Annotated in this window: 20 protein-coding genes; 9 read left to right on the forward strand and 11 right to left on the reverse strand. The window is 52.7% G+C overall.

Features of this window, described 5'->3' with window-relative positions:
- The first annotated feature begins 71 nt into the window (after positions 1-71).
- On the forward strand, positions 72-632 hold the full coding sequence (locus LZ463_RS11040) for a hypothetical protein (RefSeq protein WP_241455680.1): 561 nt from the start codon (positions 72-74) through the stop codon (positions 630-632).
- Positions 633-722: 90 nt separating this feature from the next.
- Here the strand turns inward: LZ463_RS11040 and LZ463_RS11045 are convergent, their stop codons facing one another.
- Together LZ463_RS11045 and LZ463_RS11050 are read right to left on the reverse strand one after the other, a co-directional pair.
- Positions 723-1,643, reverse strand: coding sequence for a sterol desaturase family protein (locus LZ463_RS11045; protein ID WP_241455681.1), 921 nt, complete (start codon positions 1,641-1,643; stop codon positions 723-725).
- A gap of 7 nt (positions 1,644-1,650) precedes the next feature.
- Positions 1,651-2,034: a DUF2141 domain-containing protein gene (locus LZ463_RS11050; RefSeq protein ID WP_241455682.1), complete on the reverse strand. Its 384-nt coding sequence runs from the start codon at positions 2,032-2,034 to the stop codon at positions 1,651-1,653.
- Positions 2,035-2,272: 238 nt separating this feature from the next.
- Between LZ463_RS11050 and LZ463_RS11055 the strand changes: the two genes are divergently transcribed.
- The gene (locus LZ463_RS11055; protein WP_241455683.1) at positions 2,273-2,830 is read left to right on the forward strand and encodes a TetR/AcrR family transcriptional regulator; all 558 of its coding nucleotides are present in this window, start codon (positions 2,273-2,275) and stop codon (positions 2,828-2,830) included.
- Positions 2,831-2,889: 59 nt separating this feature from the next.
- The gene (locus LZ463_RS11060; RefSeq protein WP_241455744.1) at positions 2,890-3,942 is read left to right on the forward strand and encodes a DMT family transporter; all 1,053 of its coding nucleotides are present in this window, start codon (positions 2,890-2,892) and stop codon (positions 3,940-3,942) included.
- Between the two features lie 106 nt (positions 3,943-4,048).
- Here LZ463_RS11060 and LZ463_RS11065 read toward each other — a convergent pair whose 3' ends face one another.
- The 3 genes from LZ463_RS11065 to LZ463_RS11075 all read right to left on the reverse strand — a co-directional run bounded on the left by LZ463_RS11065 (position 4,049) and on the right by LZ463_RS11075 (position 7,601).
- Entirely contained in the window at positions 4,049-4,696 is a 648-nt protein-coding gene (locus tag LZ463_RS11065) for a DsbA family oxidoreductase (RefSeq protein WP_241455684.1), read from the reverse strand.
- 290 nt (positions 4,697-4,986) lie between these two features.
- On the reverse strand, positions 4,987-6,822 hold the full coding sequence (locus LZ463_RS11070; protein ID WP_241455685.1) for an ATP-binding protein: 1,836 nt from the start codon (positions 6,820-6,822) through the stop codon (positions 4,987-4,989).
- 227 nt (positions 6,823-7,049) lie between these two features.
- Positions 7,050-7,601 carry a cob(I)yrinic acid a,c-diamide adenosyltransferase gene (locus LZ463_RS11075; RefSeq protein ID WP_241455686.1) on the reverse strand — a complete coding sequence of 184 codons (552 nt, stop codon included), beginning with the start codon at positions 7,599-7,601 and terminating at the stop codon, positions 7,050-7,052.
- A 106-nt stretch (positions 7,602-7,707) separates the two neighbouring features.
- Between LZ463_RS11075 and LZ463_RS11080 the strand changes: the two genes are divergently transcribed.
- Positions 7,708-9,132, forward strand: a complete 1,425-nt coding sequence (locus LZ463_RS11080; protein ID WP_241455687.1) for an FAD-binding oxidoreductase — start codon at positions 7,708-7,710, stop codon at positions 9,130-9,132.
- 77 nt (positions 9,133-9,209) lie between these two features.
- Positions 9,210-10,097 carry a LysR substrate-binding domain-containing protein gene (locus LZ463_RS11085; protein ID WP_241455688.1) on the forward strand — a complete coding sequence of 296 codons (888 nt, stop codon included), beginning with the start codon at positions 9,210-9,212 and terminating at the stop codon, positions 10,095-10,097.
- Between the two features lie 17 nt (positions 10,098-10,114).
- On the opposite strand, the gene LZ463_RS11090 is transcribed toward LZ463_RS11085, so the two are convergent.
- From LZ463_RS11090 to LZ463_RS11100, 3 genes are all read right to left on the reverse strand, one after another.
- On the reverse strand, positions 10,115-12,481 hold the full coding sequence (locus LZ463_RS11090) for a putative bifunctional diguanylate cyclase/phosphodiesterase (protein WP_241455689.1): 2,367 nt from the start codon (positions 12,479-12,481) through the stop codon (positions 10,115-10,117).
- A gap of 214 nt (positions 12,482-12,695) precedes the next feature.
- A complete protein-coding gene (locus tag LZ463_RS11095; protein WP_241455690.1) occupies positions 12,696-13,619 on the reverse strand; it encodes an aldo/keto reductase in 924 nt (307 codons plus the stop codon).
- Positions 13,616-14,284 carry a DsbA family protein gene (locus tag LZ463_RS11100; protein ID WP_241455691.1) on the reverse strand — a complete coding sequence of 223 codons (669 nt, stop codon included), beginning with the start codon at positions 14,282-14,284 and terminating at the stop codon, positions 13,616-13,618. The genes LZ463_RS11095 and LZ463_RS11100 overlap by 4 nt, the downstream gene beginning before the upstream one ends.
- Positions 14,285-14,599: 315 nt before the next feature.
- Between LZ463_RS11100 and LZ463_RS11105 the strand changes: the two genes are divergently transcribed.
- The gene (locus tag LZ463_RS11105; RefSeq protein WP_241455692.1) at positions 14,600-15,325 is read left to right on the forward strand and encodes a tetratricopeptide repeat protein; all 726 of its coding nucleotides are present in this window, start codon (positions 14,600-14,602) and stop codon (positions 15,323-15,325) included.
- A gap of 50 nt (positions 15,326-15,375) precedes the next feature.
- Here the strand turns inward: LZ463_RS11105 and LZ463_RS11110 are convergent, their stop codons facing one another.
- Genes LZ463_RS11110 through LZ463_RS11120 form a run of 3 tightly spaced genes read right to left on the reverse strand, consistent with a single transcriptional unit; the run spans position 15,376 to position 18,513 of the window.
- Positions 15,376-16,524: an anhydro-N-acetylmuramic acid kinase gene (locus tag LZ463_RS11110; RefSeq protein ID WP_241455693.1), complete on the reverse strand. Its 1,149-nt coding sequence runs from the start codon at positions 16,522-16,524 to the stop codon at positions 15,376-15,378.
- A gap of 42 nt (positions 16,525-16,566) precedes the next feature.
- A complete protein-coding gene (locus tag LZ463_RS11115) occupies positions 16,567-17,103 on the reverse strand; it encodes a GNAT family N-acetyltransferase (protein WP_241455694.1) in 537 nt (178 codons plus the stop codon).
- Positions 17,104-17,139: 36 nt separating this feature from the next.
- Positions 17,140-18,513 (reverse strand): M23 family metallopeptidase, encoded by a 1,374-nt coding sequence (locus LZ463_RS11120; protein WP_241455695.1) that lies wholly within the window; start codon positions 18,511-18,513, stop codon positions 17,140-17,142.
- Between the two features lie 268 nt (positions 18,514-18,781).
- Here LZ463_RS11120 and tyrS point away from each other — a divergent pair, with 268 nt between their 5' ends.
- From tyrS to LZ463_RS11135, 3 genes are all read left to right on the forward strand, one after another.
- The gene (gene tyrS, locus LZ463_RS11125; RefSeq protein ID WP_241455696.1) at positions 18,782-20,050 is read left to right on the forward strand and encodes a tyrosine--tRNA ligase; all 1,269 of its coding nucleotides are present in this window, start codon (positions 18,782-18,784) and stop codon (positions 20,048-20,050) included.
- 136 nt (positions 20,051-20,186) lie between these two features.
- Entirely contained in the window at positions 20,187-20,627 is a 441-nt protein-coding gene (dtd, locus tag LZ463_RS11130; RefSeq protein ID WP_241455697.1) for a D-aminoacyl-tRNA deacylase, read from the forward strand.
- A 4-nt stretch (positions 20,628-20,631) separates the two neighbouring features.
- Positions 20,632-21,291 carry a histidine phosphatase family protein gene (locus tag LZ463_RS11135; RefSeq protein WP_241455698.1) on the forward strand — a complete coding sequence of 220 codons (660 nt, stop codon included), beginning with the start codon at positions 20,632-20,634 and terminating at the stop codon, positions 21,289-21,291.
- Positions 21,292-21,400: the final 109 nt, after the last annotated feature.

A 21,400-nucleotide genomic window follows, 5' to 3' on the forward strand; every position in this document is an offset into this window, starting at 1 on the left:
AAAACTGTACAGTTTCCGTATGACGTCTTGTATTACATCTCCACATGTTATTTATTATGAAGGAAACCACCATGTGCACCCACCACAATCGATTATGGTCGGCAATCATTTTAATCAGCAGCCTGCTTTGCGGATTTGCGCAGGCGGCAGATGCCGGCGGTCAGATATTTACGACTGAGGACAAACACGTCAGATTCTGGGCAGCAGGCGCACCGGAAAAAACCGAAGAAACCATGTCTGAGCGCAAAGGCGCCCCCTACAAGCGCACCACCTACACGATGGAAACCGAGGGCACGACACTCATGCTGGGGATACTGGCCTTTCGCCACGATGACCCATCCGCATCAGGCTATGAAACCCGCTACCTGAACACCATGCTGGACAACCTGCTCAAGGGATTCCACACAAAATTGTTACTGGATTCTGATACCGGCTGGAAAGACATCGACATGCCGGCAGGCAATCTGAAAGGCAAGCAGTTAAAAGGCAGGCTGGATGGCCAGGACTTCACCCTCAGAGCCTATGTAGCACCGCATACCATCTACATGCTACAGACTGGACATGCACCACTGAACAACAAAGCGGCCGAAGTCGCGGAACGTTTTTTGCAGTCACTGGAACTCATTCCATAAACGAAGATAAGGTTAAAAATTTGACCTGGCGATACTGAGCCGCCAGTAGCACAGGTCCAGTCAAGAACCTGCGCTGACAAACCATCGCCATCATTTAAACGGGATCAGCATCACCTGCAGCACCTTGTCACTCTCGGGGTAGGCTTGCGGTTCATGTACTCCCAGGGCCTCGGGCACTGTATCCGGGCGGTAGTCGAAGCTGCCGAACAACTGATCCCAGATGGTGATGACAGCACCATAATTTTTTCCTTCATTCAACGCCGCACCGTGATGGTAGCGATGCAATTCAGTACCCATGAAAATATAATTCAGGTATCCCGCCCTGACATCCACATTGAAATGAGATACCAGCCCCTGAAGGCCAGTCAAGGTTGCGGCTGCAAAAATGGCTTCTGTTGAAAAGCCCAGAAAGACCGGTGGCAACAACAGTATCGCCCTGACATAGGCACCATTGATGGGGTGACCGACGACATGCATGAAGACATATACCTGCCGGGGCAGATGGTGTGCAACATGGGTCTTCCAGAGCCACTGTCCAAATCGGCCTTGCCCTTCATGGCTATAGCGATGCACCCAGTACCATAAAAAATCAGAGATGAGGATGGCAGCACAGGCCTCTCCCCACCAGGGCAGCCAGTGCGTGCTGCCTGCACCTGTGCCCAGCCACTGTGTCAGCGCGGTGAGGCAGAAATTCGTCCCCGCCAATGCAACACCATTGACCAGCATCATTGGCACGTCCCTGTGCAAAAAGCTGCGCCAGGTCATGGACCAGTCGCGTCTGGCTGGCATATACCATTCCAGAAAAAGCATGCTGCCGATGAGAACAAGCAGATAGACCGCGTAAGCCTGTTTGGGATTGCCCAGTAATTTCTGTGTGCTGAGGTAGATGAATGTCAGCGTCAATACCAGGCTGACAGGATAAAAGCCAAATCTGATGAAACGAATAAAGTGCGTGCGGACAAAACCATCTTCTGGCGAAGATGTGTACGTCTTGGCAGGTAAGGTTTGCATGATATATTCACTCAACATTAATTTGCAGGGTCTGCACACTGCTGCCGTGCGAGAAACGCAATTTTTCAAAATTGGGCATGCCAGAAGTCAGGCTGACTCGGAAGCCATTGGAAAACCCCAGCGCCTCTGATGGCAAACCATAGAAATGATGGTCAACAGTACCGTTATCGTTGGCGTCATGGAATACCACAACGGCGTACTCCCCCGCAGGCAGGGCCGGGAACAAAAAACTGCTTCGCCCTTCATGTATGGTGGCGCTGACTTCCTGCTGGCCTTTTTTTGTCAGCTCACTACCTGGCAAATAGAGCCTTGCAATGGCATGGCCCTGGCTGTTTTTAAACCCGCTTGCCAGCACATGCAGGTCGCCATGTTGCTGTTGCGCGATTGCCATGTGACTCGATGTGAGCAGAACTAGCGCCACGATCCAGAGAAAGTGGGGGTAAAAATGGGAATCGGCGAAACGCAGGGATTTGTACTGATATGGATGAACTAAGTTTGTCATCATGGCCTTGTTTGAAAATGAACAGGCGTCCATAATCGCAAGCAAATGCAGGCGCCAGAAGAACCTGATACCTGATTACGACCATTTACAGACATTTTCCTCATTCTTGTCCAGGAAAGCCCCTACCATGTCCGCAGAAACAGCGCCTGACCGGCGCATTATCAAAACCAGACTGGCACTGCGCGAAGCCATGCTGAACCTGCTGGCCGAACATGGCTGGGACGACATCAGCATCCAGCAGATTTGCGATCAGGCCAACGTCGGCCGCTCAACTTTTTACCTGCACTATGACAGCAAGGATGACCTGCTGTCAGAGAGCCTGAATGATTTGCGCGATGCCCTGACGACAGGGACGGGTGCAGTGCAGCCGCCAGCATTTGCGTTTTTGCCAGGCTTGCTGGCACACATGGAAGAAAACCGCCGGGTGTTCAGGAATGTCATCGGACGCCGCAGCGGCTATGGTGTTGAGCGCAGGTTCAGGGAAATGGTCTGTCAGTTACTGGAACAGGATCTGGCAAAGCAGAATGTCGCAGCAGATCAGCGACCAATGCAGGCGCGTTTCCTGGCCGCTGGCATCGTAGACCTGATGAGCTGGTGGGTCGATGCAGCAGATGCGCCAGCCATCAGCACGCTCGAACACTTCATGCTCACCAGCAGCAAAAACATCACTTTTCACAATGAATAAAGACCCCTGCTCAGATGGGAACAGGGAACAGTTTTTTCAGAAATACCAAAATGAAGAACATGCATCAAGGTGTCCTTTACGCGCTGATGGCGGCGGTGCTGTTTGGCGCCAGCACGCCGCTTGCCAAAACACTGCTCAACCAGGCTGCACCGCTTACCCTGGCTGGCATGCTGTATTTGGGCAGCGGCCTGGGTCTGTCCGCCTGGTATGTCTTGCGAGCAACCCTTGCACGCAAGGACCAAGGGGAAACAGCCCGATTGAAATCAGAAGACCTGCCATGGCTCAGCGGTGCAGTGCTGGCAGGCGGCATTGCCGGCCCCGTCCTGTTGATGCTGGGGCTGACCCTGACACCGGCTTCGTCCGCCTCACTGCTGCTCAATATGGAAGGCGTGCTGACCGCCATGCTGGCATGGTTTGTTTTCAAGGAAAATTTTGATAAACGTATCTTTATTGGCATGCTGCTGATCGTCGCTGCCGGGCTATTATTGTCCTGGGAACAGGTTCCTGTCCTCGGCGTGCCATGGGGCGCTGTGGCGATTATCGGCGCCTGCCTGTGCTGGGCGATAGACAATAACCTGACCCGCAAAGTATCTGCCAGTGACGCCGTACAGATAGCGGCCATCAAGGGACTGGTTGCAGGCGCGGTCAACCTGCTGATCGCACTGATGCTGGGATATTCCTTACCTGATGCCAGCACAATACTGGCTGCCGGCCTTACCGGTTTCTGTGGCTATGGCCTGAGCCTGGTGATGTTTGTACTTGCACTCAGGCACCTGGGCACAGCGCGTACCGGCGCTTATTTTTCAGCCGCGCCTTTTGTCGGCGCAATCATCTCCCTGCTGATGCTGGGGGACAAACCTGGTATCTCATTCTGGATAGCGGTAGCGTTGATGGGCGCGGGTATCTGGCTGCACCTGACTGAAAGTCATGACCATACTCACGAGCATGAGGAACTGGAACATATGCACGAACACCGTCATGATGACCACCACCGGCACGAACATGACTTTGTTTGGGATGGTAAGGAACCACATATCCATCCACACCGGCATGATGCAATGACACATGCCCACCCGCATTTCCCAGACATTCACCATCGGCATTCACATTAAGAACACGGACATGACGGTACAGGTGGATGACTGTTCTACGTTGTACTGACCGCACAGTGGCCTCACACAGGCCAGCACATACAAATCAGCACATCATTTTGCCGATTTACTCCGCAGCCATGATCTTGCGCAGCGCCTGCTCAAACACCTCGGGCGGCTGGCCGCCAGAAATCAAATGACGCTCGTTGATGATGATCGCCGGTACCGAATTGATACCCTGCTGCTGATAAAAACGCTCGGCCTCACGCACATCAGCAGCATAGTCGTCAGACGCCAGTATGCGCGCCGCCTCTGCCGTATCGAGCCCCACTTCAGCCACTGCCTGCAGCAGCTCTTCATGCGAAGACGGGTTGCCGCCCTTGCTGAAGTAAAGTTCAAACAGCGCCACCTTCAGGGCATGCTGACGCCCCTGCAACTCAGCCCAATGCAACAGACGATGCGCATCGAAGGTGTTGTAGATGCGGCTGCGTGTCGCCATGTTGAACGCAAAACCCAACTCAGCACCACGCGCCCGTATCATCTCGCGATTCTTCGCCGTCTGCTCTGCCGTCGCCCCATATTTTTGCGCCAGATGTTCGCCTATGTCCTGCCCTTCCGCCACCATCTTGGGGTTCAGCTCAAAAGGCTGGAAGTGCAACTGCACACTCACGTCATCACCTACCTTGTCTATCGCCTGCTCCAGCGATTTCAGGCCGATGATGCACCACGGGCATGACACGTCCGACACGAAGTCGATTCTGATTTCTTTACTCATTTTTTGATCTTTCTGCTGTCAGTACTATGAGCTGCACCTATAATGACCAGTGCCGTATGCACCAGGATAAGATCACATATTTGCACGCTTGATGCCAATTCAAGTGCAAGGCTGGAATGAAGTGGAAATTCAGAAATCTATAATACGCCAGTATTACGATTACAGTAGTCGAAAATATAGCTGAGGAGGTAACACCCCCGGGAAATTAATCGCGTTTAAAAGTAGAATTTTCTTAAAAGAGTCGTTGAGGAAGTTTTACATGAAAGTATTTTAACGCACAACATTAAGGTCTATTTTCTTCCTGAAGCTATCTTAAGGACTAAGAGATTGTTTCCCAATCTCAAATCTTTTGCGGACAATGCTGCATTCGTTTCATCAACCGATGCAAACTCAACAAACGCATATCCTTTGGAGCTACCTAAATTAAATGGCAGGTACATTTCTGCAACTTCTCCAAATTGAGCAAATAAGTCAAACAATTCATCCTTTGAAATTTTGCGCGGGAGATTTCCAACATACAATCGTTTTGAATCGTCGCGAATGTCTTCTTGATCGCCAACAATGAATTGTTTTGATATTGCAGTACCAGTTTTGCTATTGGAAAAAGTTGTTTTAGGAACTTTGATTCCATATCTAGGAAATTCTCTAAAAGGTATTCTCTTCCTTTTTGCAAGGTTCTGGGCCGTTTGTTTGTTTACCCTACTATCCAAAATATCCAATTTCATCAATGTATCAACAAGTTTTCGATAATGCTCAGTATCAACGATTCCTACGGCATCCCAAACTTGCTGAGCAGAGAATATGCTTCCATTCTCACCAAGCAAAACAACTGCTTTCTGCTCTCGGTCTAATGCAAAATGATCAAACTGACCAAGCCACAATAAGTCTTTTGCAGTATAGAGTGGCAGATGTGTTAAGGTGATTTTGAACCCATCTGGTGAACTTTCAAGTTTCGGGGGAGCGAGTTCATTTCTATGCATTAGATCATATATCCGGCGCATGCCTTCACCCAATTCACGCATATAACCTAATTCACGCAACACCCTCGCGATATGAGTATTTCTTGATTGATGCACTCCCTTCTGACTTGCTATATCTTCTAAACGAATTGAAGATAATAATGCACCAGGATTTCTAACTTCAAGATGATTATCAAAAGCGTAGACCTCGATTCCACGTCCTTCATCAGAGTAGTCCCTGTGCGCAATTGCATTGAGGAGAGCCTCCCTACAAGCAAGTTCGGGATACATAGAGCGCCGTTCAAATCGCCCCGACTTATCAAACCGTGTATGAATAAGGTGTGGACGCAATGCTTCCCAAGCACGGTCAACTAACGTTAAGATATTTCCAGCAACCAATTCATCTGAAATTACATTGTAATCTTCCCCTGTTAGAACTGACTCCCCATCAACTTTTAATATTCGGATTTGAAGCCTCGGATGCCACTTTGATGGTATTTTTCCAAATAACAATAATGAAGCGCGCCTGAGTCTAAGCTGCGACATACCGTATTCACCAAGATCCAAGTATTGCAAGCATTTTTCAGGGGACATGCCTTTAGATACTTGATCAGCGACAATACGAACAAGATTAATGTCTAGGTCATCTGCCGAAACACCATCTACAAACTCCCGATCATATTCTCTTGATTTTCGTTCTTGCCTATCAAATTGAACTGCTTCTGTAGCAACTGGAATAGACTCTAAATCTCTTCTCTGTAAACACCGGCCATCAGAGGTAATATGAATAAACTGTGTACTCTTTGAAACAGAAAAATAAAGAATCTTTTTGTTGTCAAGATCAAGACGATATTTTCTTACCGTTGGAAGCGGAGTGTCTGTGTGTACTCGTGTCACAGGTGCTTGTTCCAACTGATCAATCTCACTGTCAGAAAACCCTAAAAGCCCAGTGATTTCACCTGAATCTTCAACACCAATAAGTAATTCACCGCCGTCCGCGTTGGCGAACGCAACTAATGTTTGAGCTATATTTGTCGCAATATCTTTTATTGGGCGTTTCTGTTTACTTCCTGGAGGACCTTCTAAAGCACTTTTGAACTCCCGAAAATGGCTTTCACCCAACTCTATCGCAGTTCGAGCACGTTCGGAAATAGCAAAGGCACTCATTATTTGACTCCGATTTATATTTGATTTTGAAAAATTAATGATGCTAGTACAGTATAAATGCATATCACATAATACTTTGACTCATGTTGACATATAAATATGAGACGTGCAATGTTATGTACATGTGATTAGGATTAATCTTCAAAGGCCACAAACGAATATGCTTTACTCAAAAGTGTATGACAAGCATCAGATGCTTCAAATTACACTAGCTTTGGCAAGTTTTTTTACCGTTCCCTGCCCTTCTCCCACAACACATCGCTCCCCCCCGCATACCGGTTCAACACCCGCGACAACACAAACAGCAAATCTGACAAACGGTTCATGTACTGGCGTGGTGCATCGTTGATGGTCTCTGCATTGCCGACGCTGACGATGGCGCGTTCGGCGCGGCGGCAGACTGTGCGGCAGACGTTGGCGATGGCGGCGGCGCGGGAACCGCCGGGCAGGATGAAGTCTTTTAGCGGCGGCAGGTCGGCATTGTATTTTTCCAGCAGGGCGTCCAGCCTTTCTACCTGGGTATCGGTGATCATGGTGTAGCCGGGGATGCAGAGTTCGCCGCCCATGTCGAAGAGATCATGCTGAATGGATAACAATTCATGCTTCATCTGCTCTGGCATGTCTTCGCACAGCAAGACGCCGATTTGTGAATTGAGTTCGTCCACGTCGCCCATGGCGTGTACGCGCAGGGCGTCTTTGGCGATGCGGCTGCCGTCACCGAGGCCGGTGGTGCCCTTGTCGCCAGTGCGTGTTGCAATTTTTGAGAGTCGGTTACCCATGGCAAATAAAATAAAGTGAAAAATAAATAAGGAAGTTTGAAAGGATACGGCAAAATTTGGCCGGACACAGCATAATAGAGCGTATCAAGACCCGTACGGAAGCATTATGAACCATCCTGCCCTGTTAGCCAGTGTCAGAAAGCCCTTGCCGGCCGGTTTGCTGCATGCCCTGCAAACCCTGCTGGAAGACCGTTGCAGCATTGCCCAGGCGGTGCGTGATCATCATGGCCGTGACGAGTCGTCTTATGACCCCATGCCGCCAGAGGCGGTGGTGTTTGCCCAGAGTACGGAAGAGGTCGCTGCCATCGTCAGACTGTGCCATGCGCATGATGTGCCTGTTATCCCCTATGGTGCCGGCTCTTCGCTGGAAGGCCATATTCTTGCCCTGCATGGCGGTGTGACCATTGATCTGTCGCAAATGAACCAGATGATTGCCGTCCATGCTGAAGACCTGACGGCCACGGTGCAGGCTGGCGTGACCCGCAAGCAGTTGAATACCGAGATACGCGATACCGGCCTGTTCTTCCCCATCGACCCCGGTGCTGACGCCAGCCTGGGCGGCATGGCGGCCACGCGGGCATCGGGCACGAATGCGGTACGCTATGGCACCATGCGCGAAAACGTCATGGCGCTGACGGTGGTGACGGCAGATGGCCGCATCATACGCACGGGTTCACGCGCCAAGAAATCCTCAGCCGGCTATGACCTGACGCGGGTGTTTGTCGGCAGCGAAGGCACGCTGGGTATCATCACTGAAGTGACGGTCAAGCTTTACCCTTTGCCCGAGGCGATATCGGCAGCGGTGTGCAGCTTCCCGGACAATGCCGATGCCGTCAATACCGTGATACAGACCATTCAGATGGGTGTGCCGGTTGCGCGGGTGGAATTTCTCGATGCCAACGGCGTGCGCGCCATCAATGCGCATGACAAGCTCGATTTGCCGGTCAAACCTTTGCTGCTGTTTGAATTCCACGGTACCGAACATGGTGTGAAAGAGCAGGCCGAACTGGTGCAGGAAATTGCCGCCGCCAATGGCGCCGGGGACTTTGAGTGGGCGACACGACCAGAAGACCGTTCGCGCCTGTGGGCAGCACGGCACAATGCCTATTTTGCGCTGCTGCAGTTGCGGCCAGGTTCACGTTCCATTTCCACCGATTGCTGCGTGCCGATTTCGCGCCTGGCTGAATGCATCAGCGAGACCCAGATTGATTGTGAAAACCACGGCATCACTTATTCCATCATCGGCCATGTCGGCGACGGCAACTTCCACGTGCTGATGCTGGTCGACCCTGACAGTGCAGAAGAAATCAATACTGCCGAAGCCGTCAACCAGCGTATGGTGACGCGCGCCATTGCCATGGATGGCACCTGTACAGGTGAGCATGGCGTGGGCATGCACAAGATGCCGTTTTTGATTGAAGAACACGGAGCAGACGCCATACACATGATGCGCATGCTCAAGCATGCATTTGACCCCAAGAATATTTTAAACCCGGGCAAGATCATTGCGTGGGATGAGGTTGAAGAATGAGGACTGATACATTTTTTTGCGGCATAAAAAGATTTTTTAATAGCGGTAAGCAGCATCATTGATTTGGATAAAAACGTATGGCAACACGATTACCACCAGTACATGCATTATCGGCTTTTGAAGCCGCTGCCCGTCACAGTTCTTTTGCCGTTGCGGCGGAAGAATTGTGTATCACCCCGTCCGCCCTGTCGCACCGCATACGCCTGCTGGAAGAGCATCTGTGCGAGCGCGTATTCGTGCGTGAAGGGCGCAGTGTCACCCTGACTGAATTTGGCCGTCGTTATCTCGATGTGGTGCGCGCTGCCTTGCGCACGCTGTCTGACTTTCCCTTGCCGAACAAGGTCACACAGAGCCAGTTGCGCGTCAAGGTAACAGTGCCGCCGACTTTTGCCCGTTATATGTTCATGCCGCGCCTGGCAGAGTTCATGCGTCAGCACCCTGACATAGAAATTGAAGTCTACCTGTTTGTACCGCTGTATGACCTGAGCCTGTCGGAAAGCGATGTTGAGGTACGTTTTGGCGCCGGTGAATACCCCAACCTGGTCACCAAGAAATTATTTGTGGAACCCAGCTTTGCGGTGGCGAGCCCGGCTTACCTGAAGTCTTTGCCGCCGATACAGGCACCGGCAGATTTGCGTCATGCAAAGCTTTTGCGTTCTGCGCTGGAACCCTGGCAGCCCTGGTTTGAAGTGGCGGGCCTGGACTGGCCTGAGCCAAGCACGGGCCTGCGCATTGATGACCTGGGTCTGTTGCTGGAGGCGGTCAAGCATGGTCACGGCATAGGTCTGACACGACAGCATTTTGCCCAGGACATGATACGTCGCGGTGAAGTAGTCCGGGTGCTCGATATCCAGCTGGCGACACCGCCGCATGCTTATTACCTGGTGCATGAAGCGCAAGCCAATATACGGCCAGAGGTGCAGTTGTTCATTGACTGGATGCAGGCAGCCTACCAGCAAATCTGAGACCGCTTGGGCCAAGATCAGGCGATACTGCTGTTCTCCCTGGCTGGCGTCGCGATCTGTTGTTGCAGGGCTATCCATTTGTCCAGCGCCATGGGGCGGGCGAACAGGAAGCCCTGCATGGAAGCGCAGCCATTGGCGATCAGGAACTCTGCCTGTTCGCGCGTCTCCACCCCTTCTGCCACCACGCGCAAACCCAGGTGGGCTGCCATGGACAGGATGGATTGCACGATGGCCGTGTCATTGGCGTCACCGGGAGTGTCCTGCACAAAACTCCTGTCTATCTTGAGTTCATACAGGGGCAGGCGCTTGAGGTAGGCCAGGCTGGAGTAGCCCGTGCCAAAGTCATCGATGGAAAAGCGTATGCCCAGCGTGGTCAGTTCCAGCATGCGTTCTATGGTGTCTTGCAGGTTGTCGATGAGCAGGCCTTCAGTGACTTCAAAGATCAGCCGGGACGGTGATGCGCCCGTATATTTGAGCACACGCTTCACCTTGGCGACAAAGTCTGGCTGGCGGAATTGCTTGGGGCTGACATTGATGGACACGGGCAGATCAAAACCGGCGGCATGCAGTTGCAGCAATGCAAGGCACCCCTGCTCCATGACCCAGTCACCCAGCCGCAATATCATGCCGGACTCTTCTGCCACGGGGATGAACAGGGCCGGTGAAATCGGCCCGCGCTCGGGGTGTGTCCAGCGCATCAGCATTTCGCCACCGACCGGTTTGCCCAGCCTGTCCACCTGGGCCTGCATGTACATCTGCAACTGTCCACCGGAGATGGCTTCGGCCAGTTCCCTTTCCATGGTCAGTCTTTGTTCGACCTCGGTCTGCATGCCCGTTTCATAGAACGCGATCTGGTTGCGGCCACTGCTCTTGGCGCGGTACATGGCGGTGTCGGCCTCACGCAGCAGGTCATGGGCATTCTGGTTGTCACGTGGCAGCATGGTCACACCGATGCTGCAGGTAGTGCTGTATTGCAGGCCGTCGATGTCAAAAAACTGCGAGATGGAATGACGGATTTTTTCTGCCACGGCCTGGGCAGCACGCGCACCGGCTGTCACGTCAGTGGAGATATGGCACAGCAGTACGACGAATTCATCACCGCCGATATGGGCAACCGTATCGACCTCACGCAGGCTGCTGGCCAGTCTTTGCGACACCAGGGTCAGCAGGGCGTCACCAACGGAATGGCCACGTGCATCATTGATGTATTTGAAATGGTCCAGATCAATGAACAGGACGGCGCTGACCATGCTGCTGCGCCTGGCTGTCGCCAGCAGTATGCTCATGCGGTCAAGCAGCAGGCGGCGGTTGGGCAGGCCGGTCAGCACGTCAAAATAGGCCAGCTTGTGTATATGTTCCTGGGCTTTTTTGCGTTCGCTGATGTCGCGACCAGTCGCCACCCAGTGCGTGTATTGCCCATGTTCATCGGCCAGGGGAACGACATCGGCTTCCATCCAGAATTCGCTGCCATCCTTGGTATAGCAGATCAATTCTATGTGCACTGATTCACAGGCGGCCAGGGCATTATTGAGTCTTTCCAGTTCGTCTTGCTGGGTGCGTGGTCCTTGCAAAAAAACCGGCGACCGGCCCATCACCTCGCTGTCCTTGTAACCCGTCTGGCGCATGAAGGCGTCATTGACAAATACCAGCCTCAGCCTTTGCTTGTCTGCGGCATCAGCTTCAACCTTGATGATCATCACGATGTCATTGAGACGTGCGACAGCGGCAACAATCAGACGCAGTTCTTCGTTTGCCGCCTTGAGTGAGGATTGCCCCTGTTGCAGGGACGCGGTGATCACCCTCTGGCTTTCCAGCGAACCATCCAACCTTTGCAGGAGCACACCGCAAGAAATGGAAATGACGGCAGCAATAAAAGTGAAGTTGATGGTGACCACCACCAGTTGCATGACGGGGTGAGAATCAAATCCGAACACGTGCAGGTTGGTATCAGACATATAGCCGACAACGAGCAGGCTCGATGAAGCCAGCACCAGGGCCTGCATGGCCCGGCGTATGTTCAGCAGCAGCGAAGTCAATGCCGGGAAAGCCATCAGGTAAATCAGGCCGGTCAGGCCGACCTTGATGATGAACCAGACGCCGAGCAGGTAAATCAGCAACAGGAAATTCCAGGCACGCTGTTCAAAATTGAGGAAAGGCAGACGCCAGATAGTAGCTATCCAGGCCAGGGCCAGCAGATCAACGACAACGACAGACCAGAGGTTTTCAGTAATCGCCAGCACGATGCTGGGTACCGCTGTTGCGCCGCCCAGCACCAGCACAAAAAACAGGATGGCAGACAACACCTGCTCTCGCCACTGATGGGTTTCAGTCAGCGTAGAAGGGTGTGCCAGATAGGTGCTGCGGATGAATTGAAAAACAGTCACAAATGCTGTCCTTCTGCAATCAAACCTCAGAGCGGGCCAGACTCAGGCGTAACGTCTAACGGTGGCCATTACAGTAATACTATACCAACATTTGCACTATTACGTAGCGATTCAACACAGTTTCAATGATTGCAACCGAAATGCCACAGCGCATCTTGAGCTGTGGCAAGTACATTATATTGCTTTAAAATTTATCAGCGCTTGCTTGAATATTTCAATCGACGTTTTTGCCGGCTGACGCACACCACAGGGCAAACCATTGCTCACGGCTGAGTTTGATATTGGTGGCCTGCACTGCTTCCTTAACGGCAGCAATCCGGCCAGATCCAGTCAATACCAGTGGCCTTGACGGATGCTGCAATATCCAGGCAATGGCGATGACCGGTGTGCTGACTGCATGCTCGTCGGCAATTTTTGCCAGCACCTTGCTGATACGCCGGCCCTGCTCGTTTTGTTCATGCAGTGGCATGAACAAGCTGCCGCCGCCCAGGGCCGACCAGATCATCGGTGCAATGCGCAAACGTTGCAATAAATCAAGAGTACCGTCATGCAGGGGTTGCCTATGCAACAACGACATTTCAATCTGATTGGTCACCAGCGGAAAGCGTGAGGCCAGCAATTCAAACTGGCTATTAGTGAAGTTGGACACACCAAAGTGCCTGACCTTGCCGCTGTCCTGCAATTGCCTGAAGGCATCTGCCATTTCATCAGCGTCCATCAGCGGGTCTGGCCTGTGTATCAATAGCAGGTCAAGCTGCTCCAGTTGCATGGCGCGCAGCGATTGTTCTGCCGAGGCAATGATATGCGCTGCACTGGTGTCGTAGTGCTGCATGCCGTGCGCAGGTCTGTTGGCAGAAACCAGCTTGATGCCGCATTTGCTGACAAACTGGAATTTGTCGCGCAGATGCGGTGCCAGGGCAAGCGCTTCACCGAGCAGGCTTTCGCTCTGGTAGTCGCCATAGATATCTGCCTGGTCGATGGTGGTAATGCCCAGTTCCAGTGCCTGCTCCAGAAAACTCACCCTTTGCTGTGGCGTCATCTGCCAGCTGACCAGACGCCACAGGCCCAGCACGACGCGCGAAAATTCTGGCCCGTCCGGTGCGATCTTCAGTGCAGGGCTATGCAGGTGATTGCTCATGCTTGTTCTTTCTGTGATGACTGCTGTAATTCTTGCAGGGACTTGATCAGGTCGTCGCGTGCTGTATAGCCATTGGCTATCATGTGCAGGGCATTGTCATGCAAGACCAGCAGCGCCGGGAAACCGCGTATGCCCCATTGCTGGCTCTGTTCAAAGTCGGCCCTGGTATCCGACATGGCCATGGGGGATGCGAGCGTCTCGCCGAAGCTGGCTTCATCAAAACTGCCCTCGCCTTCGACCTGGTTCATGGCGGCAACGGCCAGCTCTGCCAGTACGGCAGAATCGCACACATCGCGCGCACTGGCATAAAAACCATGCTGTATGGCATGGAATACCGCCAGCACGGCCCGGCCACTGTCATCATCTGTCAGGATGCGGGCTGTCACAACGGCGCGGCAGGCCGGCTCTGTATCATAGATAAAGCCCGGCCGCATCAGGGCCTGCTCATCGAAAGGCAGGCCGCTGCGCTCTGCCACGTGTTGCCAGTGGCCCAGCAACATGGTACGAGTGGCATCGTCAAGCGCTTGCTTGTTATAGGCGCGCAAACCGCCCATGACCAGGTCAATTTTTGCATCTGGTATAGTTTCCAGCAGGGCCTGCAATTCCGGCCCGAAGCCATAACACCAGGAACACATGGGGTCGGCTACGTAGATCAGGTGAGTCATTGTTTTCTCTGGTGTCTGTGTTGAATAGGTTTGTATTAAATGCATTTGTATGGAATGAGCTGGTATGTCATTGTATAGAAACTGGAAAAAGACTGTCATGGTCGCCAGCACCATGGTCAGTTCTGACTATGCTTGCCAAGTGCATAATCCGGTGCAATACTAAGATAGAGATTCTTGGTGTTACTAAGAGGCTGTTGCGAAATTAAGATGGCTAGGCGACGCCGACGCAGGCAGTACTTTAGTACCGGGTTTTACGTTCGGGAGGCGCAACAACGCCAGCTTAATTTCGCAACAGCCTCTAAAGAAATGATCGCCATGACCGAGCAAACAGCACAGCAACTACAGTACGAACAAAAGATGGCTTACTTTGATGAGCGTCTGGTGCTGTATCGGCAAGTCATCGGCGGCTGGCCCACCAATATCAGTTCTGAAGAGCAGGAACGCGAAATCCGTTTCTTGTGGCAAACCGATTATTCCCATGCATCGTCACTGCTGCGTGACCATCCACAAGACATGACAGTCAAGCTGGTGGTGGCAGAACTGCTGCGCATGGGACACAATCTGGGCATACCTAATGCAGCGCAACATGCCGACATGTTGCTCAATGAAATTTTCCGGATTGATGAATATCACCTGCAAGCAATGATGTGCAGGGCCACCATGTATGTCAGTCTGCATCATGACCTGATGCCCGATGCCGAACGTCTGTTCAGCAAGGTGATAGAGCTGACCACACCTTACGTACCGGCAGAAGCCTATCAAGGCCTGGGCTTTGCCTGCCTGCATCAGGGAAAAACCGGGGAAGCCATCGTCCAGTTCGACAAATACCTGAAACTGGTACCGGCAGATGGCAAGGTCAAGGAGATTACCGAGCGACTGAGGGCAGGGGAAAAAGGCTCTTCACGTTTTTACCCTGATCCGCAATTGTCAACTGACACCGCCGCAACAGAAACATTGTCGGCAAGTGGAACAGCAACGCCGTCGTCACAGCAGGAAGAAGCCGCATTCAAACCCATCAAACCCTGGTGGAAATTCTGGTAAATACCACGCCCTTTTCACGTACCATTTCTTGCGCGATCTCATGCACCATATCATGCAGGATAAAGCGCACCGAGAATACGCCCGCCCCTGGCCCCGGTCACCTCGGCCAGATTGCCGGGCAAACGCAAACAGAAACGCTGTGCCAGCCAGGCGAAGGCCAGGGCTTCTACCTGTTCGGGCGCAACGCCCAATGCGGCAGTACTGCTGACAGCGGCATCGCATGATTGTGCTGCCAGCAAAGCCTGCAAACGCTGCATGAGCAGTCGATTGAAAGCGCCGCCGCCACAAACATATACATGGGCAGCATCCGCAGCGTAACGGGCGATATCGTTCGCCAGTACCTGTGCAGTAAATTCACACAGCGTGGCCTGCACGTCGACGGCCGATGCCGTCTCAAAACCCTGCAATCTGGCTTGCAGCCATGCCATGTGGAACAGGTCGCGGCCTGTGCTTTTGGGTGGCGGCATGTGCAGGTAAGCTTCACCCATCAGCCTGCTCAACAACGCGGGAATGACAGTCCCCTGCGCTGCCCAGTTACCGTTCACGTCATAAGTTTTACCATGATGCTGCTGCACCCAGGCATCCATCAGCACATTGCCTGGCCCGGTATCAAAACCACGGGTACTGCCATCTGCCGCCAGCACGCTGATGTTGCTGATGCCGCCGATATTGGCGACGACGTTGGAGACACCTGCACGTCCAAAAACAGCGCGATGAAAAGCCGGGACCAGAGGTGCGCCCTGGCCGCCAGCCGCAACATCGCGGCTGCGGAAATCAGCAATGACATCAATGCCGGTCAACTCTGCCAGCAGTGAGGGATTATTTGTCTGCCGGGTATAGCCCAGTTCCGGCCTGTGCCTGATGGTTTGTCCATGCACTCCTATGGCATGTACAGCTTGCCCTTCTGCCGCTGCCTGCAGTTTTTTGACGCAGGCCGCATAGGCCTGCACCAGCTCATTTGCCAGCATGGCTTCATGATGCAACTCATCGTCACTGGCTTGTTGCAGGCGCATGGCTCGCTGGCGCAGCTCTGCATCAAACGGGATATAGGCCGTCGCCAATATCTGCATGCCGGTATCACTCCCGTCGTCAATATCAGGGAAGCGCACCATGACGCCATCGACACCGTCAAGGCTGGTGCCTGACATCATGCCTATGTAGATTTGTGCCTGATTGTTTTTGCTTTGCTGCATGCTCATGCTGTTACCCGTTACTGTCGCTGTGGACATGAGTATAGAAGACTACACGGACGATGACAGCGTCTTGCAGAAAATTCTGTTGGCAAGCTCTTCATCTTTCATCTGGAAGATGGTAGCTCCAATGTCAGCATAACCGGCCTGCGGATAAAAACGCAGCGCCTTGTCATTGCCCACCCAGGCGGTGAGCCAGACTTGCTGCACGCCTTGTGAGCGCAAGTGCGCTTCTGCTTCACCCAGCAGGCAGCGTCCTATGCCGCGCCCGAAAAAAGCAGGATGTACATACAGATGATCAAGTTCGGCTTGAAATTCGCCCGGTATTTGCGTACAGCATTTGCCGTTCACGGTCTGGCAATAGCCAACCAGATGGCCATCGACCTCTGCCAGCAAAATGTGGGTATGCTCTTGTGCGAGATAAGCTGCCGTGCGTGCCGTTGTCAGTTCAGACAAGACATAGTCGGCGATGGAAGGTCTGACACCTTGCCTGACGTAGGTATCAAGCCATACTTGCAGTATCAGAACAGTCAAGGCAGAGACATCTGCTGTCTCTGCCTTGCGTATGATGAGCTGGTCTGCGGACACAGTGCCCAAGTCAGTCTTGTGACGACTTATACAGACTTATGAGCGCTTGGTCGCCAGGCGCATCACTTCTGCCATGCGTTCCGGGTGCATCAGGTTGAAGCGGTGGATCATGTCGCCGGCAAAGCCTTTGAAACGATTCATTTCAGCGGTAGCCAGCGGCGCCGCTTCCGTCATGTTGATGGACATGGGGTCACGCGCTTCGTTATTGACACGGAACTCATAATGCAGATGCGGACCGGTGGACCAGCCGGTGGTGCCGACATAACCAATCACATCGCTCTGGCTGACCTTCATGCCCTTGTGTATACCTGCCGCAAAGCGGCTCATATGGGCATAGGCTGTGCTGTAACCATTCCAGTGCTTGATGACGACCAGGTTGCCGTAACCGCCGCTGGGGCCTACCGATTCAATCACGCCATCGGCAGAAGCACGGATAGGTGTGCCAGTCGCGGCTGCAAAATCAACACCCTTGTGCTGCTTCCACTGGCCGGAGATAGGATGCACACGCATGGAGAAACCGGACGAGACGCGGGTAAATTCTATCGGTGACTTGAGGAAGGCTTTTTTCAGGGACTTGCCGTCAAAGGTGTAATACCCCCCCTTGCCGCCGGTTTCTTCAAACCAGGCTGCCTGGTAGAGTTTGCCGGAATTGCTGAATTCACCTGCCAGCACACGGCCGGTGCGGACGCGCTCGCCGTTTTGCCAGAAGCTTTCGTAGACAATATTGAAATAATCACCTTTTTGCAAGCGACGATAATCAACATTGGTCTCGAACATGGTATTGACCTGTTGCGCTATACTGGTAGCAATATTGGCATCATCCGTTGCCTGGTAGAACGAAGTACGGATATAGGCTGATGCCATTTCTATACGTCTTTCCAGGTTGGCGGTAGTATCTGAAGATGTCAGCTTGCCATTTTTATCACGGCTGATCGTGATGTTCCTGACCGGTTTGTCCGGACCATCCGAGACTGTTGTCTGCAACCACAGGAGTTCGCCTTCATCATCGGTCTTGACTGCCACGGTCTTGTCTGCCCTGAACTGCAACATGCTACGGGCAATGTTGTCTGACTTGATGAACTGGCTGGCTTCATCGTCATCGACGCCGATGCGCTGCAAAAAACTGGCCAGGGGCTCACTGCTCTTGAAAGTAGCTTCACGGATGAATTGCTGGTCATTCGCTTCCAATGCTGCAACCTGGTCATCCAGTGCAGGCAAAGCCAGTTCTTCCTTGATTTTCTTGACCGGCAAGTCAGATGCATCGGGCGCCATAGGGGCAACACCGACTGCGCCAAATGCGCACACAGCAAAGAAAAGTGCAGAAACGGAAATGATGCGCGAAGCGCGTGTGGTGCCGAATAACAGCCTGCTACCAGAAGCTAAACGAAGTAATTTATCTGTTGGACGCATGCAATAAGTTAAAATTGACTGTTTTTAGAGAAAATTCGAGCCTGTTGACGCCAATTGAACTTGCCAACAAATGTGGCAGATATCAGGCAGACAACAAATCAGGAAAAGATTATAAATCAATCTCTTAGCTAGTAAAATCGCATTTTGGCGGTAACAATAAACACACCTGCAATTTAACCAACACCCAGAATTTGGCAAAACGCTGATTATGGATTCAGAACCGAAATTCGACCAGCGGTGTTACAAAAAAATTTGATGTAAATTAAAAATGACTTCTGAACAAAATTCCAGCTCCCCTGATACCACTGGCAACGCCAGTAAACTCCTGCCCTTGTCCGATGCAGTGCAGCATGCACTGGCAGTGACCAAACGCGGCGTTGATGAACTTTTAATTGAATCCGAATTTGCCCAGAAGCTCGCCCGCAGCGAACAGACTGGCAAACCCCTGCGCATCAAACTGGGGCTGGACCCGACTGCACCAGATTTGCACCTCGGCCACACCGTTGTGCTCAACAAGATGCGCCAGCTGCAAGATCTGGGCCATACCGTGATCTTTTTGATCGGCGACTTCACCTCCATGATCGGTGACCCGTCTGGCCGCAACGCCACCCGCCCGCCGCTGACGCGCGAACAGATAGAAGAAAACGCCCAGACTTACTTCAAGCAGGCGGCCCTGGTGCTGGACGCCAGCAAGACCGAGATACGCTACAACTCTGAGTGGTCAGACCCGCTGGGCGCGCGCGGCATGATACAGCTGTCATCCAAGTACACCGTTGCCCGCATGATGGAGCGCGATGACTTCACCAAACGCTTCAAGGCCGGCACACCGATTTCGGTACATGAATTTTTGTACCCGCTGATGCAGGGTTACGATTCTGTCGCCCTGAAATCTGACCTCGAACTCGGCGGCACGGACCAGAAGTTCAACCTGCTGGTGGGCCGTGAACTGCAAAAGGATTACGGACAAGAGCCACAATGTATCCTGACCATGCCTTTGCTCGAAGGCCTCGATGGCGTCGAGAAGATGTCGAAGTCCAAGAACAACTACATCGCCATCACTGAACCGGCCAACACCATGTTCGCCAAGGTCATGAGTATTTCTGACACCATGATGTGGCGCTACTACGAGCTGCTGTCTTTCTGTTCACTGGAACAGATCGCGGCCTACAAGAAAGCCGTGGCAGAAGGCCAGAACCCGCGCGATATCAAGGTGGCGATTGCACAAGAGATCGTGACACGCTTCCACAATAAACAGGCAGCAGAAGATGCGCTGGCAGATTTTGTCAATCGTTCCAAGGGTGGGATACCGGATGACGTGCCGGAAGTCAGTCTGGCAGGTGCGCCATTGAGCATAGGCCAGTTACTGAAGCAAACCAATCTGTGTGCATCGACAGGTGAAGGCATGCGGATGGTGGAACAGGGTGGTGTAAAAATTGACTCTGTTGTCATCAGTGACAAGGGCCTCAAAGTTGAAGCAGGTACATTTGTGGTGCAAGTCGGCAAGCGCAAGTTTGCGAAGGTAACTTTGACGGCATGATGTTGTGTGCGTAGGTTGGGCCGGGCCTCGCTAGGCTAGGCTTCATCAGCCCAACCTACGGGACCTTGCCCGAGCTACGGAATTTCGCCCGCTCTCTCTTCACCGCCATCCAAGCAACAAAACCAAACTCTCCCCCATGATCGCCTTACTCCAAAGAGTCACTCACGCCAATGTTGTCGTCGACGGCAACACCATAGGCGCCATCAATGCCGGCCTGATGGTCCTGGTCTGCGCAGAACGTGAAGACACCGAAAAACAGGCCGACGACCTGCTGAAAAAATTATTATCTTACCGTGTGTTTTCAGACGAAGCCGGCAAGATGAACCGCAGTGTCACTGATGTGCAGGGCGGCTTGCTGCTGGTGCCGCAATTCACGCTGGCGGCGGATACCAATTCCGGCACACGCCCCTCTTTCACTCCTGCTGCCCCGCCAGAACTGGGCAGGCAGTTATTTGATTACTTCGTCACCCGGGCGCGCAGCAAACATGCGCTGGTAGAAACCGGCAGCTTTGGCGCCGACATGAAGGTGTCACTGACCAATGATGGCCCGGTAACCTTCTGGTTAAAGACAAAATAAACAAATGAAACCCACAGAAATTTTATTGATACGCCACGGCGAAACCGCCTGGAATGCTGAACGCCGCCTGCAAGGTCATCTAGACATCCCGCTCAATGCCGAAGGCACACGTCAGGCCAAGGCCCTGGCCTGGGCTTTGCAAAATGAGAAACTGAACGCGATCATCTCCAGCGACTTGCAGCGCGCCGTGCAGACTGCTGGTGAAATCGCACGCCTGCAAGGCGTCAGCACCCGTATCGACAAGGGCTTGCGTGAGCGCTGCTTCGGCGGTTTTGAAGGCAAGCTTTACAGCGAATTGCCCAGCCTGTACCGCAAGGAATACCATGCCTGGCAGGCGCATGAACCGGATGCACCATTCCCACCCGGTGAAAATGAGGGTGAAACCATACGCCAGTTCCACAAACGCGTGATGGAGCATGTATTTCACTACGCAAAGCAGTTTGAAGGCAAAAAGATCGCCCTGGTAGCGCATGGCGGCGTGCTCGAATGCGCCTATCGCGCCGCCAAGGATTTGCCATTGAGTGCCCCGCGTGAAATCACCATCTACAACGCCAGCATCAACCGCTTTGAAGTCACGGGCAAAAACATCAAACTGGTGCAATGGGGTGACATAGCCCATCTGGATGCCGATGACGCGATGGATGAAATCAACCAGAAGCCATGAACTGAACCAGCACATGTGCATGGCAGGAGGAGTATTTCCATTTCAGGCGATACGCCGCCTTCCCATACAGCATGGTAAGGATGACAGGAGACAGTCTGTCTGCACCTGG

Source organism: Undibacterium paludis (genome assembly GCF_022568815.1).
Classification (GTDB): domain Bacteria; phylum Pseudomonadota; class Gammaproteobacteria; order Burkholderiales; family Burkholderiaceae_D; genus Undibacterium.